The organism is Thomasclavelia saccharogumia DSM 17460 (assembly GCF_000686665.1).
Lineage (GTDB): Bacteria > Bacillota_I > Bacilli_A > Erysipelotrichales > Coprobacillaceae > Thomasclavelia > Thomasclavelia saccharogumia.
On sequence record NZ_JMLH01000069.1, the window covers coordinates 1 to 14,740 of the forward strand.

At 30.2% G+C, this 14,740-nt stretch carries 14 protein-coding genes; all 14 read right to left on the minus strand.

What is annotated here, in order from left to right; translation table 11 throughout:
- On the minus strand, positions 1 to 560 hold a 560-nt coding region (locus BR82_RS0112195), incomplete at its 3' end, for an AAA family ATPase (protein WP_027090419.1).
- Positions 561 to 694: 134 nt separating this feature from the next.
- Positions 695 to 1,351, minus strand: coding sequence for a GDSL-type esterase/lipase family protein (locus BR82_RS0112200; protein WP_027090420.1), 657 nt, complete (start codon positions 1,349 to 1,351; stop codon positions 695 to 697).
- Between the two features lie 352 nt (positions 1,352 to 1,703).
- Complete coding sequence (locus BR82_RS0112205; protein WP_027090421.1) at positions 1,704 to 1,982, minus strand: hypothetical protein; 279 nt, start codon at positions 1,980 to 1,982, stop codon at positions 1,704 to 1,706.
- Between the two features lie 262 nt (positions 1,983 to 2,244).
- The gene (locus BR82_RS15835) at positions 2,245 to 6,114 is read right to left on the minus strand and encodes a glycoside hydrolase family 32 protein (protein ID WP_051592829.1); all 3,870 of its coding nucleotides are present in this window, start codon (positions 6,112 to 6,114) and stop codon (positions 2,245 to 2,247) included.
- A gap of 172 nt (positions 6,115 to 6,286) precedes the next feature.
- The gene (locus tag BR82_RS0112220) at positions 6,287 to 6,556 is read right to left on the minus strand and encodes a hypothetical protein (protein ID WP_027090422.1); all 270 of its coding nucleotides are present in this window, start codon (positions 6,554 to 6,556) and stop codon (positions 6,287 to 6,289) included.
- 17 nt (positions 6,557 to 6,573) lie between these two features.
- Positions 6,574 to 7,404, minus strand: coding sequence for a PTS system mannose/fructose/sorbose family transporter subunit IID (locus tag BR82_RS0112225; protein ID WP_205618767.1), 831 nt, complete (start codon positions 7,402 to 7,404; stop codon positions 6,574 to 6,576).
- Position 7,405: 1 nt separating this feature from the next.
- Complete coding sequence (locus tag BR82_RS0112230; protein WP_027090424.1) at positions 7,406 to 8,254, minus strand: PTS mannose/fructose/sorbose/N-acetylgalactosamine transporter subunit IIC; 849 nt, start codon at positions 8,252 to 8,254, stop codon at positions 7,406 to 7,408.
- Between the two features lie 20 nt (positions 8,255 to 8,274).
- Entirely contained in the window at positions 8,275 to 8,772 is a 498-nt protein-coding gene (locus tag BR82_RS0112235) for a PTS sugar transporter subunit IIB (RefSeq protein WP_027090425.1), read from the minus strand.
- An 11-nt stretch (positions 8,773 to 8,783) separates the two neighbouring features.
- The gene (locus BR82_RS0112240) at positions 8,784 to 9,209 is read right to left on the minus strand and encodes a PTS sugar transporter subunit IIA (RefSeq protein WP_027090426.1); all 426 of its coding nucleotides are present in this window, start codon (positions 9,207 to 9,209) and stop codon (positions 8,784 to 8,786) included.
- A 158-nt stretch (positions 9,210 to 9,367) separates the two neighbouring features.
- Positions 9,368 to 10,663 carry an ABC transporter substrate-binding protein gene (locus BR82_RS0112245; protein ID WP_027090427.1) on the minus strand — a complete coding sequence of 432 codons (1,296 nt, stop codon included), beginning with the start codon at positions 10,661 to 10,663 and terminating at the stop codon, positions 9,368 to 9,370.
- Positions 10,656 to 11,330 (minus strand): response regulator transcription factor, encoded by a 675-nt coding sequence (locus tag BR82_RS0112250; RefSeq protein ID WP_027090428.1) that lies wholly within the window; start codon positions 11,328 to 11,330, stop codon positions 10,656 to 10,658. Before BR82_RS0112250 ends, BR82_RS0112245 begins: the two co-directional genes overlap by 8 nt.
- The gene (locus tag BR82_RS0112255; protein ID WP_027090429.1) at positions 11,323 to 12,627 is read right to left on the minus strand and encodes a sensor histidine kinase; all 1,305 of its coding nucleotides are present in this window, start codon (positions 12,625 to 12,627) and stop codon (positions 11,323 to 11,325) included. Before BR82_RS0112255 ends, BR82_RS0112250 begins: the two co-directional genes overlap by 8 nt.
- Positions 12,627 to 13,598, minus strand: a complete 972-nt coding sequence (locus BR82_RS0112260) for a sugar ABC transporter substrate-binding protein (RefSeq protein WP_240474560.1) — start codon at positions 13,596 to 13,598, stop codon at positions 12,627 to 12,629. Before BR82_RS0112260 ends, BR82_RS0112255 begins: the two co-directional genes overlap by 1 nt.
- Before the next feature lie 398 nt (positions 13,599 to 13,996).
- On the minus strand, positions 13,997 to 14,740 hold a 744-nt coding region (locus BR82_RS0112265; RefSeq protein WP_027090431.1), incomplete at its 5' end, for a PD-(D/E)XK nuclease domain-containing protein.

Here is a 14,740-nt window from a genome sequence, read left to right on the forward strand (position 1 = left end):
GGTTTATCTTTCAACAGATTTCTTAAAAAATCCAGATATTTCTCCTGAGCTTTTTTATCGCCCTGATACTCTCTAAAGATACAGTCCCATTCATCAATGATAAAAATAAAGCTTTCTTTTGTATATGCAAAAATTTTTCCTAAAATAATGCTTAAAATATTTCCTTTGGCATACTTTTCATATTCAATCTGTAATTCTGCAATGATTTCATTATTCATAAATACAATCAAATCTTCTATACTCTTAGTAAGACTCAAAAAATCCTGCATATTTAATAAGATTACATTGTATTTATTCAAATGCTTTTGATATCCCTCACTCTTGGCTATCTTCAGCTCTTTGAACAGTTTCGATGAATCACAGCTTTGATCATAATATGCTGCTATCATCCTAGCATCAGTACTCTTTCCAAATCTTCTTGGTCTCGATACACAGATGTTTTTCATATTCGTATTGATTATCCTGTTGGTATATTCTATCAGTAATGATTTGTCTACATAAATCTCACTGTTGACTGCTTCTTTAAAACCATAATTTCCTGGATTTAAATACATCCCCATTTTCTCACCTCATTTCATTAAAATGTGCGAAAATTGCACTTAAATGGTACTAATGTGAAACTAACTTTTTCGCATATAAAATACATCTTAATTCTAAACCTATTATATCATTTATATATTATTAAGTCATTTTTCTATTTCAATAAACTTTTCTTAATAAACTCCGTATACTTTTCATAACCCTTTTCATTGATATGTAAACCATCAACATAGTATTCTTCGATTGGTTCTCCTTTTTTATTACAAATTGAGCCATAAGCATTGATGAAAGTAACATATTCATAAGGAATAACGTTTTTATATTCTTTAAAAATCATTTTTAAAATATCATTACTTCGCATCCCTTGTTTTTCTGCTCTATATCCATGATATTTTTCTAAACAAGGAAGTGCTGAAACAAGATATATTTTAGCATCAAGACAATTATAATGAATGATTTCAATCATTTCTTTTACATTTAAAGCAATATCTCTAGGACTTTCCATTACAGTATTACCTAAATCATTTGTTCCAATCATAATAACTACTTTACTGGGACGATATTTAATTACACTTTCGTCAATAAAATTTAATAATATTTTTGAAGTTATTCCCGCAATTCCACAATTATACTTATTATCTATTTCAAAATAAAATTTATCTAAATCACAAAATTGTGTAATCGAATCACCAAAAAAAACTACTCCACCCTTTTGCGCTGTTTTAGTTTGTTCAATGATTTGTAACATTCTAGTTAAAACAAATTCTCTTAATTGATAATGATTTGTCAAAAACTTCATACTTTCTTTCATTAATTTCACCTCATTCTTATTCTACCATAATTAAAAGGAAAAGCCTTATGCTTTTCCTTCTAATTCATTAATTTGCTTATTTTCTAAACTAATGATTCAATCATAATCCATCAATAATAAAAGGCAATGTAAACTCTTACCCACATTTTATCTTTAAATGTTAAAAGATAATAAAAAAATAACTAATAATGAAATATCTTTTAATCGAAAAACAAACTGACGCAAAAATGCAACGTAAAAGACTAGACAAATATTTTGTATAATAACAATTCCTCTCCATCACCAATTACACTAATTGTATTACTAGTATCAATCTGTTCAATTTTACCAATATCTAACCTCTAATATCTTATTAAATATTTCTTGTTTCAGTCTCTAAATGATATTGAGCTTCGTCTGTCAATTGATCAGTCACCAAAATCAAAACAGAAGCAATTAAAGCACTAATGATTGCAACAATTAAATCATCTTTTGTCAAGACCAAATTATACAAACCACCTAAAAAAGATGCCAATGTTTTAGCAAACATAACTGTGCCCACTAATGTCAATATCTTTAAACCCGTTATTACAACGATCCACCCTCTAATTCCCTTGGACATTTTTATCAACGTCTTATTTATTAATAACATACCACCCCTCCATTGCAACTATGTTACTTATAATAATAAATATCCTGTCAAATAATAAAGCAATATTTTCCCAAACAAAAAGAACGAGAATTGCTTCTCATTCTTTTATCATAAAATCAATCTAATCCCAACCAGGATCTTCAACTTCATTTCCATATCCATCTAAACCACTAGTAGTAATGATATCATCATTTTCAAATTTTACTATTTCAACTAAAGGTGTTTCATAAGTTTCTTTCATTTAAACAGCTCCTTTCATTAATTAATTAATTGCAGGTAAAATTCCCGTCATAGAAATTTCCTCACTGTATATTGTATATTCTTTATCCTCAGCATCTTTGTATATCATATACATTCTACCGCTTCGAGCGACTCCAGCTTTAACATTATTGACATTAATTACATATTGTCCTGCACTATTTTTATTTTCAACTGATATTTTTTGCATTGGCTTTACACTACCATCAATAACAAATCCATCTTTATTTGGTTCTGCTACTGGCGTAAATAACATCCCAAATTCTACTAATTTGTAATCTTCTGGTAAGAATAATTTTCCATTAAAGCTTAAACGATATTTACCATTTACTACAGTTATTTTGCAGTCTGGATCCATAACAATAGATGGCTCTTCTTCTACAGCTTCGTTTTCTCCAACATAAACAGCTTTTAGAGTAGTATTGTTAAAAACAACAAATGAATAAGTATCTTTATATGAAATGATTTCACCATTTTCATTAGCCCAATGTGAAAATTTCTTTCCAGCTATTTGTTCAGCACTAACTGTAGCAACTGTCTCATTTTTATAATAAGCATATTCTTCTTTTTCACTTTCACCATTAAATACTGATACTTTTAATTCATCAGTAACAACATAGAAGTTTTGATAGCTAGCTGCAGCATTATATAATCCTAATCCTACATATCCTTCGCTATATTGACGATCTGCCTCTGTAACAGTGTGATTGATATATTCTACACCATTAACTGTTGCTACTATGTTATTTCCTTTGACATTGATTTCAATGTGATATTGGTTATCTCCTGGTCTTACTAATGTGTTTGTACTTGTAAATGTATAATCATTTTTGAAATCAAATAATCTTACTGTATTTCCATTTAATTGTAATGCATAACATCCATCCCAAACATTTGTTGTTTGTGATTGGAAAATGAAATTTAAAATACCTGTTTCATATGTTGCATCGATTTCATATTTAAATTCATCTGTATCCAATTTGTTTGCAAATAAGAATGCATTATCACTATGACTTCCATAATATGATTCCCCATCAATATACCAGTTTCCTGATACTGCTGTAAAATCACTTAAATTTGTTTTGAAATTGTTTTCACGAACTTGAACCACACATTCTTTTTTAACGCTTGGATCTGTTGCTGATGCAGCAGTTACAATTGCTGTTCCACTGCTTAATGCTGTTATCGTAGCTTTGTTTCCATCTTGTACTAATGAAACAACACTATCGTTATCAACACTGTACACGATATCTTGTGATACTTCACTTGGTGATACCCAACCATTTAATGTGAATTCATCTCCTACATAACCGTTAAAACTTGTTTTATCAAGTCCTACTGCTATTGGTGATGTTGGTGTGATCTTATCTGTCCAGATTGATTTCAATGGGTATACTGTAATAGTTCCAGTTGTGTTGCCACCTTTACTGTATACACTTAATCCCTGACTTACTGGACTAGCGAAGATCTGCATTGCTCCAGCTACAGTATAATCTTTTGTAAATACTTCTACACTGCTGCGGTCTACATAAATATGTAAATCGATTGAACCATCAGCATTTCTAGTCACTGCTTGACTGTTTATATTGATTCTTTCATCATTTAGAATCAAAATTCCTGATTTAGTTCGATCCATTGTTAATAAATTATTTGCAATATCATATTTGATAACAGTTTCCTGATTATCACCTGTTCTTACTTTAAATCCTACTTCTGTGCTGTTAGCATCAGGTCTTAAATTAGCAACGATTTCATAACTGTCACCACTAAAATCACTTAATAATTCATTATTTTCATTGATTGTTGCATTTTCTAATACTACTGCATTTTCTGTATCACGTAAATCGTTATATTCCTTAATTGGTGTTTGAGTTAAGTAATAGTTACCTTCACTATCTTTTGTTACACCTAATTTTAACTGTAAATTAAATGTTCCATTGAACACAGTATTACCATTAACATCAGGAATTGTATTACAGAAACTACTATCCCATGTATTCATCCAGTTGATTGCAATGATATCATGCCCTATAAATTTATCAGCTGTTCCAAAATCACCTTGATAATAAGTCATAGCTGCATATGAATCCATTCCAAAATTCATGATACCATCATTATCCTCATTACCCATACCATTTGCATTTGTACTTGCATATTGTTCTTCTGGAATATATGTCCATTTACCATTTACTTGTTTAAAATCACCGATCTTATATTTACGACCTCCACGGTCTAATACCCATTTTACTTCTCCAGTCTTTTCTCCATTTTCGTTTGTTACTTCTATTGGATATAGATCTGGACATTCTGTATTTAATTCTGGATATGTTGATTCAGTTTCCCAGTTGATTAAATCATCTGATGAATAGATTCTTAATGGTCCCCCTGCTACGACCATGAACCATTTACCTTCATATCTAAATACTTTTGGATCTCTAAAGGCCGTATTATATAGTGGATCATCTTTCCAGTCTAATAATACTTTTCCTTCATCATATTTTTGGAATGTCTTTCCATCTTTACTATAGGCACCAATAATTCTTTGTCCATCGGCACCATTTGTACCGTTAGCTGTGATAAAGAAGAAGATTCCTTCTTCACCTTCAGCAAAAACTTCAGGTGCTGTTTCATGATCTGCAATTACTGCACATCCTGAATACATTGTTCCATATTCATCTGGATAGAACTCAATTGGATGTTCTTCCCAGGTAATTAAATCTGTACTAGTTGCATGAGCCCAGTGCATTGGTCCCCATTTATCACTATCATAGTATTGATAGAATAAATGATATTCACCATTAAAATATACCATTCCGTTTGGATCGTTAGCCCATCCATCTTTTACTGAATAGTGGTATTGACCACGATAATCCTCGTTGTAATATACTTCATCTGGTTGTTGGCGATGTACACGAACCCGATAAAGTACTTTAGCATCACCATTTCTTACTGTTAAAGTATATGTTTGTAAATCTTTTGTTACTGGTAAATTGTTGATATCAACAAGATTACCATCTTCATCGCTAGCAGTAATTATGCTGTCATTACCAATTTCAGGTAATAATTTTACTGATGTTGTTGCATTAGTAACATAAGTAATATAAACATATTGACCACTTGCAAATTGAATCTGTTTATCAACTTTACCATCATTGCTTTCAATCGTTAAACCTGTCAATTGTGGTGAATTGTCAGCAGTAATAGGAGTATATTCAACATTTTGATAAGTTACATTACCATTCCAAGTAAGTAAACCAAATAAACCAGCACTAATTACATCATTTTGACCATAATGAGAATCACTGCTACTAGTATTCATCGTATAATCAGCAGTGTTCATAACTAACTCACCGTTGATATAATAAACCATATGTTTATCAATAACAGTAACTTTTAAATGATATTCGTTATTTTCAGTTAACGAAATATAACTAGATTTACCTAAATCTACAACATCATTTTTTTCAAATTTAAATAATCTGGCTTCACCTGTTTCACCATTTACATTAGCTACATACATATTTTTAGTTTCTAGATCATCACTTGCTCTAAATACTAAAGAAGCCGCTCCTTTTCGTTCATTAAACTTAACATCAGTTTCATAAACGAAATTGTCTCCCTCAGATTCACTCAATAAAAATGAATCCCCATCGGAAATTCCTGTGATTCCAATATCACTTTTTTGCCAATTGCTATTTTCTTCAATGCCATCTAAGTTAGTAATAAAATTCTTTTCATCACTACCATTGCTGACAAATGTTCCTTCAGGAACACTTATTTTTTCATCATCGCCACCAGCAGCATTAACAATTGTTAAATTAGTGAATAGCATTGATAAAATTAACAATGAGCTTAAAATCTTTTTAGCTTTCATCTCTATCCCCTTTCTGTAATTTATATGAATATTATAATTATTTTATTGTAAATAATTAATTGTCAAATGTAATTAATTTATATGACATTTGTAATATTATTATATTATATTTTAATGTAAAAAAAGAGATTGAGTATCACTCAATCTCTACTTATAGACTTGTTATACTTTCTTATGAATTTTCTATTTTATTCAAGATATTTTTTACATTCATTGAACCATTACGAATCGCTAAACCAGTAGTTAATAAAGCTATTATTGTTACCACTAAAGCAAAATATGAAATTATTGTAATGATTGAATTATTTTTAGCAAAGAAAATGATAATTATTATAAGGGAGGAGATAATTATTAAGTTTCTTAACCATATTTTTAAACGATTAATTTGTTTGGTTTGATATTTTACTTCTTCAACATATGCTTCTTTTAATTTTTGATTCATAATAGTCCTCCTGAATTTTAATATGAAAGTTGTGGATCAAAGAATCCAACTAATACCCCTACAAATGCAATTACAACTAAAATTAGCATTACTGTAGTAGGTGCTAATTTTTTCTTAGTCATTAACCACCAGCATAAAATTACAAATGCCCCAGATAAGAAATTTGGATATACTGAATTTAATGAATCATTTAAAACTAAGAATGGTTTATCGGCTCCACTAGCAGTCATTGTAAATGAAGTAGAGATATTGACCCATGCTCCAGCTACAGCACCAATTACTACTGTACCTAACAATACGATTGAATCACGAATAGCATTAGCTTGTTCCCCAACTAAGAATTCAACAGCTTTACCACCCATTTCATATCCTTTATTATAAAGGAACTTCATTCCAAATGTAATCAACAAATTCCAAACAATTATATAGAAGATAGGACCAATTGGATTACCACCTGTAGCTAATCCCATCCCAATTCCAAGTAAGATGGGAATTAAAGTACCAACTACTAATGAATCACCAATTCCAGCTACTGGTCCCATTAAACCAGCTCTTAAACCATTGATTGTTTCACTATCGATTGGTTCACCATTAGCTTTTGATTCTTCTAAACCAGCAGTAATACCAACGATCAATGCCCCTACTTGTGGTTCGGTATTAAAGAAAGCAGTATATGTTTTCATTGCTTCTTTTTGTTCTTCTTTAGTATCATATAATTCTTCAACGATTGGTAACATTGATACTAAATAACCAAATGTTTGCATGTGTTCTTGTGAGAAACAAGTTAAATTTCCATAATACCAGTTTCTAAATGATTTATTTAATGTTTTCTTAGATATTTTCTTCATCTTAAATATCCTCCTCGTCATCGTCATCAAAACCACCAGCTGCCACAGCTGCTTTGGCTTCAATACTAGTCATCTTAATTTTGTAATTAATTATAGCAAATACTCCACCTATTACAGTAGCTACAACTAAATTTAAACCTAAAGCCGCTGATAAAGCAAATCCAAAGAAGAAATAAACGAAATCAACTAATGAATTAGCTACTTGTTTTAATAAAATTGCAACCCCAACTGCTGGAAGTAAAGATCCAACTGTAAATAATGTTTTCATCGCAATACCATCCATTGGTAAATATGTTTGAATTGCTTCAACCATAGGTTGCCCTAATTTACACATAACTAATGCTGGTAAGAATGAACAAACGATATGAGATATCCAAGGTAAAACCATATCTACTAAATATAATTTTTTAAATTCGCCTTTTTCTACAGCTTTCCAGCCAATATGTTGCCATAATAAGTTCATTGTAGCTGTACCATAGAATAATACTGTACCAACTGTACCAACTAATGCTCCTAAAGCTTGAGCAGCTGCTAAACCATCTGAACTAGCAGGATCGATCCCACCTTCTTTTAAAAACACCATCGTTAAAGGAATACCAATATAACTTACTGCCCGAACATCTGCAGATACTGTTCCTCCAGGTGTTACTAAAGCGATATAAAGAACTTGCATCGCTGTACCAACAATCACCCCAGTTGTAACATCTCCTAAAACAATTCCACATACTAACCCAGCAACTAAAGGTCTACCTAATGTATAGTTACCAAGTGATGTACCTCCAAGACCAGGCATACTTGATAAACATGCAAAGATTCCTAAAATCGCTGCTTGTAACCAACTTATTTCCATAATATTAATCCCCTTTTCTTTTATTTATAACCGAATTGTCCCCTAAATTTAGTCCAATTTCCAATTGCTTCTTCTTTTACTAAAGCAAATTCTACAGAATAACCTTTTTGCATGATTTTTTCTAATGCATCAGCTTCTTCTTGCGTAATTGATTGATTATTTCCTAATTTAGTAGCTCCTTCACGATCATTACAAGGCCCTACGATTACCGTTTTAACATCACTAGGAACAAAACCTTGTTCAACTAAAATTTGTTCCATTGTTAATGGATTCTTAGTAATTAAGAAATAATTATCTTTACTATCTAATACTTTTTGACATTTCTTTTTCCAATCTGCCATTGTCCAAATAAATGTCTTTTTTCCACTTGCAGCTTTATAAGCAGCTTTTAAAACTGGATTATTAGCAGCATTATCATCAACTGCCACAATTCCATCACATGGATATTCAAGCGCCCATCTAGTACAAGTCTGACCATGAATCATACGATCATCAATTCTTACAAAAGTAACTGCCATTTTCTTTCCTCCTAAATATCATCATCTTCATCTTTTGTTTCTAAAACAAATTGTTTGATTGCACCAGTAGCTTCACTAGTTACTGAGGCAACAAGTAAATCATCATCTAGCGTATCTTTCATCAATACAGTAGTTAATGCCAATGGTAAGTTCATACCTCCTAATACTAGTGTCTTATCCATTTGATTTAATGAAGATAAAACACTCATCGCAGTCGTTAACGGTGATCCACCAATTAAGTCAGCTAATAAAATAATTTCAGCATCACTAGGAATTACTTTAATCGCTTCAGCAAAATCAATTGCAAATTGATCAGCTGTAATTCCATTTTCTAATCCAACTGCAATGACCTCTTCACGTTTCCCTGCTAACATTTCCAAAGAATCTAATAATCCTTTAGCAAAGTTTCCGTGACTAACTAATACTACGTATTTCATTTTTGACCTCCCTTTCTTTTGACACATATATCTTACCAATTTACTTCATTAAATACATCTGAGTATTGTCACTACTTTTAATGGACATTTGTCACTTAAAATATGACAAATGTCATATTTGTGTTTGAAAGATTCCATAATAAAAACGAACAGCAGCGCTATTCGTTTAAATAATTATTTATTTCTCTTTGTAATGCAATCAAAGCAGTATCAAGATCAGCATTATTTTGTAATGTCTTTGTAATCTGATTATCAACTATTCTCATTACACCTTCATATTTTTTAAATCCTGTATTGATCGTAGGATATTCCATTACTTTATTCAATACACTCATGTCGATATTACTATCACCCATCGTATCTTCTTCTAATAATTTTAATATATCTTCAGATTCAGTTACAGATTTTAAAGGTGAGACCCCTTGACTATATTTATAAATATCTTGCTGTGACGTTTCATTATATGTAAATTCTTTTAATAACTGCCATGCTAAATCACCATTACTTGATCTAGTTGAAAGGCCAATCATCAGCGATGATAATTGTGTTAAATAAGCATCTGTCTGCTGAGGCATTTCAATTACATCCCATTCAAAAGTTGAAAATTTGCTAACACGGTATGGATATGGTTTATAAGTACGATATTGAGAAAATTGCATCGGCGCAAAAGCTACTTTTCCTTGATCAAAATCATTTGAAGTAACATTGAACCCTTGATTAAGCAAATTTATTTTTTCAATAAATTGAACAGCTTCTTTGACTTTAGAATTATTTAAATCACATGAAGTTCCACTTTCATTAAATATATTTATTCCCCCAGCATAAATTGCATCTAACCAAGTATAATTATAATACCCATACTGATCGATTATACCATCATTATCAGTATCTTTGGTTATTTGTTTACAAATATTATAAAAATCATCTAGTGTCCAATCATTCTCAGGTAAACTGACTCCTTCTTTTTCTAATAATGTTTTATTTACAAACATTAAAGTTGGATTAACTTCGTATGGTAATGCATATTGATTGCCTTGATACTTACCTATTTCAAGAGTATTTTGATAAAATTTATCAACGTCAAAATCATCATCACTTTTAATTATTTGATCAAGATTTTTCAAAGCTCCTAAAGAAGCTAAAGAATTAAAATCCTCGTTTAAAATCATATATAGATCCGGTTCATTTCCGGTTAATAACTGCTGTGATAACCATAATGAATAATCTTCTTTCAAAATACCACTTTGATATTTTACTTCTACATTAGGATGCTCTTTTTCAAAACGAGCAATTGTTTCATCAATCATCTTATAATAATCAAATGTAGGAACGTCCCAATTACTTCCCGCAAAAATTCCAATAGTCAAAACTTTTTTTTGATTATTATAATATATAAAGCCACCAACTATCAAAATAACTAAAATAACTATTTTTATTCTATTTGCCTTAATCATGATCTAAATCCCTTGTTGTCTGTCCTGTTTGAACAGCCCAAATAGCAAGCTGTGTCCGATCTCGTAATTCTAATTTTGATAAAATTGAGCTTAAATAGTTCCTAACTGTTCCTTCAGATAAATACAATTTCTGGGCTATTTCTTTATTTGATAAGCCAAATCCTACTTGCTGAATAACTTTCCATTCCGCATTACTTAAATTATTAACATTATTATCATTAACACTAATTGCATAATTAGTATTTGCCATTTTTGAAAATAATCTAAATACTTTTGTTGCAATATCAGGATTGATCATTGCCCCACCAGATATAACTGTTTTAATAGCTTGATACAAGCCCTCCATCGATACTCCTTTTAAAAGATAACCACTAGCACCAAATTTTAAAGCACTAAAAACAAATTCATCATCATCAAAGGTCGTTAAAATAATAATTTTAATATCAGGATACAATTCCTTAATAGTTTTAGTGCAATATACACCATCCATTTGCGGCATTCTAATATCCATCAATATAACATCTGGCATATTTCTTTTAATACTATCTAAAACTGCAAAACCATCTCCAGTCGTATCAATAACCTGGATATCATCATGCGTATTTAAAACAATTTTTAATGATTCTCTAATTAATTCTTGATCATCAGCAATTAGAACCTTAATCATAATTTTCCCCTTCTTTCATTGGAATAACCACTTCAACAATAAATCCATCTTTTCCATCATACTTCAAAGTACCATTTAAAATAGCAACTCTTTCTTGCATCTGTTTTAAACCATAACCTTTTTTTACTTCTTTGCAACCCAAACCATTATCTTTAATATAAATTATTAAATTAAAATCTTCCTGATAAATTTTGATTTCAATAATATCAGCATGACCGTGTCTTAGAGCATTAGTAATACTTTCTTGAACAATTCTAAAAATAATATCTTCTTTGGTATTTTCAAAATCAATCTTCTCTAATTGATAATCAAAATCAATCTTAACATCAGAAACATCACTAAATTCTTGAATCATTTTTTGAATCGCTTCTTTTAAAGTATGCTCTTCTAAAGCCCCTGGACGAAGCTTATTCAAAGAACGTCGTACATCACCGATTCCCTCTCTAACAACCTTGGCAACAACTATTAACTGCTGTTTAGTAAGCGCTGGATCAATATCGATCATAGCAATACAAGCATCTACTCCAGCAGCAATTCCCGTTAAAGCATGGCCTAAAGTATCATGGATTTCTCGAGCTAAACGTTTTCTTTCATTATTTTCACCAATCTTTTCTGTAACTGCAGCGTAATTTTTTAATTGTTTATTCACTTCATTGATCATCGATAATTCTTTAGCAATATTTTCGTTTTCTTTAACCTGATTTGCAATATAGACAATTAAAAACATAATAAATAAAATTAAATTTGTTGATTCTAAAATATTTTTAGTCGCTAATAATACTGTTTTAGTTGTAGCATCATATACCCTAATATAACTGTCAAGCGAAGCCATAGGAATAACATTTGAAATAATATCATAATTCGATAATAAAAATATTACTAAAATTAGTCCAAGAATGATGGTTGTATTACGACCATTTTTAGTATTAAAAATGATATCTGCAAAAACTAATAAACTTACTCCATTATAACCCATATATAAATTAAAAATGATAAAAAAACATAAAAATAACTCTAAAGCATTACACAAACTTTGTTTAAGTTTAAATTTTTCTGATTTTCTAATTTGCATAAGAATAATTAAAATCGAATAACCGATCATTGAATACATAAAAACTTTTAATGGATTATTTGGTAAATATGCTAAAGTATCTAAAAAACTACGTGCTGTTAAATTATTACACACATATTTAGTTGAAAATAAAATGATACTTGCATCAAATAAAATAACAATAAAATTAATAACGATCATCATATTTTTGATTGAAGATACGGAACGATATTCATTATATATCATTACTGCCACCCCACTAGATCATAATTAAAAATATTATCACTATTAATTAATTCAACTGGTACTACAATTTCTTTTTCAATTTCATTACCTGATAATAATTCCATTGCCTTTTGATATGCTAATTGTCCCATTTTGATTGGTGATTGCCCTGCGGTAGCCTGAATCAACCCATTATTGATCAATTCTTTAACATCTGGTGATCCATCGACCCCATAAACCAAAACATCACTTTTATTTGCAGATTCAATAGCTGCTAAAGCACCTAAAGCACTACGATCATTTAATGCCATTACTACATCAACATCAGGCGTTTGTTTTAACATTGACTGCATCAACGGCATCGCTAGTTCAATTTGCCCATTACAGTCACCACGATTAATTATTTGATAATTAGAATTTCCCTCTATCGTATCTAAAAAGCCATGAATCCTTTCAACTGCTGATTTAGCACTAATATGTTCCAACAAAATAATATTCGCACTTTCTCTTTTCGACATCATATCTTTAGCACATAAAACACCTGCTTCATAATTATCAGATGCAATTGAACAGTCGACTAATGTTTCATCGTAAACCGGAGCATCAACTACAATTACTGGTATATTGGCTTCTTTACAAGCTTTCAAACCTGCTGTTATTTTATTAGCATCAATTGGATTAACAAATATTACATCAACCTGTTGATCAATTAAATCCAAAATTTGTTCATTTTGCTTATCAACATCAAGAATTGGATCTAATGTAATCAATATATCCCCTCTTGCTTCAACTTCTTTTTTTATTTCATTATTTATCACCGCAAAAAAAGGATTATTCATCGTCATATAAGTAGCTCCAAAACGATATTGATTCATATTTGTTTTAAAGTTTGGATAACAATAATACCATATGATCATTAATACAATACTCACGCAAAGAAATACAATCATTCTTCTAACATTCTTTTGATTACTTCGCATACTTATGTTCATCATTTTCCCCCTTTTAACCATAATTTTATAAAATAACCTAATAATATTATACTTAAATATAAATATTTTTTTAAGTGACAAATATCATAAATTTATATTTTCAATAAAAAAGACTATTCAAATAATTTAGGTTCATAATTTTAAGAAGATGCACTTATAGAATAATCATCAAAAAGCACAGATGTCTTGCAGTTTTAACCGCTGATTATTAGAATTTTTCTTTTACTGTTTTTTGTTAATTTTTTATATTTTTTTCTTTGAATATTAAAAATATAAACATTCATCGCAGTCATTATAACAACTATAAAATCACTTATATAATATAGTTTCTTATTATTTATTCTACAATAGCTCTTTTAATAATAGCCCTTTATTATCTCAAAACAAAAAAGATTCACTCATTTATGAATCTTTTTGATTTCTTCTATTCGACATTTATGTTTTTTTGTTTCCTTATCATAACTGATTCCTACTAATATAAGATCATCTAAATATTTCTCTAATCCATAATAATATTTCTTCTCTTTGATTTGATTAATAGCTGTTTCTACTTCCTGATCCCATTTTAACTCTACTATCATCGCTGGTTTATCATCTTTAGGAATAAACACCATATCTGCATATCCTTTGCCACCTGGCATCTCTCTTATTATCGTATAATGATTTCTTGCATATATATACGCGATTGAAATTGTATAGGATAACGCATTTTCATTATTATATGTTAGTATCGCTGTATCCAAATGCGCTTCTTCGATATACTTGGCTACTAACTCTTCTTCTCTATTCCATGTCGCTTCTAATAAGGCTCTGCTGTTTAATAACGCTTTCGTTGTTTCATTCCAGTTAGAACTTCTTATCGAATTAACAAATGAATCGATAACTTCCTTATTGGGTATATAACATGTCTGATCAGAACTATTGTATCCTAGATAACCTAGATGAATCAGCAGTGTTAAAACATCATCTTTTGCCTCAAATGTTGTCATGTCATTTTGAAATGATGTCGTCTGTACAACGACATTCTCCCCAGCCAGCAATTTGATCACATCATCTTTCAAGCCGTCATAATTCATATCGATATATACTCTTAAGGCTTCATACGTCTCGGTTGCACTCCAGTAGTTTTCGTATTTTCTGTC

Excerpts from the sequence above, each read along its gene's own strand:
- BR82_RS0112255 (WP_027090429.1), bottom strand. The coding sequence starts at position 12,627 with ATGATATATAATGAATATCGTTCCGTATCTTCAATCAAAAATATGATG.
- BR82_RS0112205 (WP_027090421.1), bottom strand. The coding sequence starts at position 1,982 with ATGTTATTAATAAATAAGACGTTGATAAAAATGTCCAAGGGAATTAGA.
- BR82_RS0112250 (WP_027090428.1), bottom strand. The coding sequence starts at position 11,330 with ATGATTAAGGTTCTAATTGCTGATGATCAAGAATTAATTAGAGAATCA.
- BR82_RS0112230 (WP_027090424.1), bottom strand. The coding sequence starts at position 8,254 with ATGGAAATAAGTTGGTTACAAGCAGCGATTTTAGGAATCTTTGCATGT.
- BR82_RS0112220 (WP_027090422.1), bottom strand. The coding sequence starts at position 6,556 with ATGAATCAAAAATTAAAAGAAGCATATGTTGAAGAAGTAAAATATCAA.
- BR82_RS0112245 (WP_027090427.1), bottom strand. The coding sequence starts at position 10,663 with ATGATTAAGGCAAATAGAATAAAAATAGTTATTTTAGTTATTTTGATA.
- BR82_RS0112225 (WP_205618767.1), bottom strand. The coding sequence starts at position 7,404 with ATGAAGAAAATATCTAAGAAAACATTAAATAAATCATTTAGAAACTGG.
- BR82_RS0112260 (WP_240474560.1), bottom strand. The coding sequence starts at position 13,598 with ATGAACATAAGTATGCGAAGTAATCAAAAGAATGTTAGAAGAATGATT.
- BR82_RS0112235 (WP_027090425.1), bottom strand. The coding sequence starts at position 8,772 with ATGGCAGTTACTTTTGTAAGAATTGATGATCGTATGATTCATGGTCAG.
- BR82_RS15835 (WP_051592829.1), bottom strand. The coding sequence starts at position 6,114 with ATGAAAGCTAAAAAGATTTTAAGCTCATTGTTAATTTTATCAATGCTA.
- BR82_RS0112240 (WP_027090426.1), bottom strand. The coding sequence starts at position 9,209 with ATGAAATACGTAGTATTAGTTAGTCACGGAAACTTTGCTAAAGGATTA.
- BR82_RS0112200 (WP_027090420.1), bottom strand. The coding sequence starts at position 1,351 with ATGAAAGAAAGTATGAAGTTTTTGACAAATCATTATCAATTAAGAGAA.